This window comes from Vibrio sp. YT-17 (assembly GCF_033337375.1).
Taxonomy (GTDB): Bacteria; Pseudomonadota; Gammaproteobacteria; order Enterobacterales; family Vibrionaceae; genus Vibrio; species Vibrio alginolyticus.
In genome coordinates, this window is sequence record NZ_JAWOQP010000213.1 from 1 (window position 1) to 1,022 (window position 1,022).

General features: G+C 46.5%; 1 protein-coding gene. It reads left to right on the forward strand.

Annotation, left to right across the window (positions count from 1 at the left end):
- On the forward strand, positions 1-900 hold a 900-nt coding region (gene gspC / locus R7F67_RS25020; RefSeq protein ID WP_318057558.1), incomplete at its 5' end, for a type II secretion system protein GspC.
- Between the last annotated feature and the right edge of the window lie 122 nt (positions 901-1,022).

Consider the following 1,022-nt stretch of genomic DNA (forward strand, 5'->3'; position numbering starts at 1 on the left):
GTATTATCAAGCAGACCTCTACTGGCTCAGATCAACTCCAACCACCACGTAATTCAAGCTAAGCTCAGTTTGCTACTTACTTGCCTATTTATTGCGATAACTGGGTGGATACTCGGTAAAGTGGTGTGGTTAGCAATCCCTCAAACGTCTGATGTGCCAAAATGGAGGCCGTCGGCGGGTAACGTTATTGCCAGCAATAAATCGAATACGATTGATTTCAATGCCCTTCAAAGCGCCAACTTATTTGGCAAATACACCGAACAAAAGCCTGTTGTCGTTGAGCAACCTGTTGTGAAAGACGCCCCAAAAACACGCCTGAATCTTACCCTTGTTGGCGCCGTTGCTAGCAGCAATCCTCAAACCAGCTTAGCGGTGATCGCTAACCGTGGTAAGCAAGCGACCTACGGAATTAGCGAAGAAATTGAAGGTACGCGTGCCACACTAAAAGCGGTGTTGGTCGATCGCGTGATCATCGATAACGAAGGCCGAGATGAAACTCTAATGCTGGAAGGCGTTGAGTATAAAAAATTGTCAGAATCGCCGCAGGCTACTCGAGTGCAAGCTGCTCAGAAAGAACCTGCGTCAGACGTGAGTGACAAACTAGAGCAAATCCGAGAGGAGATTGCGAAAGATCCACAGAGTGTCTTTAAATACATCACCATTTCTCCAGTGAAAAAAGACGACGCCATTATTGGCTACCGAGTTTCTCCGGGTCGTGATGCGGCGTTATTTAATGATGTGGGTCTAGAACCTGGTGATATTGCGGTGCAACTTAATGGGATCGATTTAAGTGATCCGTCTTCTTCAGTACAACTGATGCAAGTGATGAGCGATCCGCAAGAACTGAATTTGACTGTTGAGCGAGATGGTCAGCAGTACGACATCTATATCCAATTGTAATACTTAGGCAACCAGCGTAAGTTCAGGGAGACATACGTGAAACATTGGTTTAGCAAAAGTGCTTGGTTACTGGCAGGGAGTCTACTCTGCGTTCCAGGCGCGATGGCAAATGAATTTAGTGC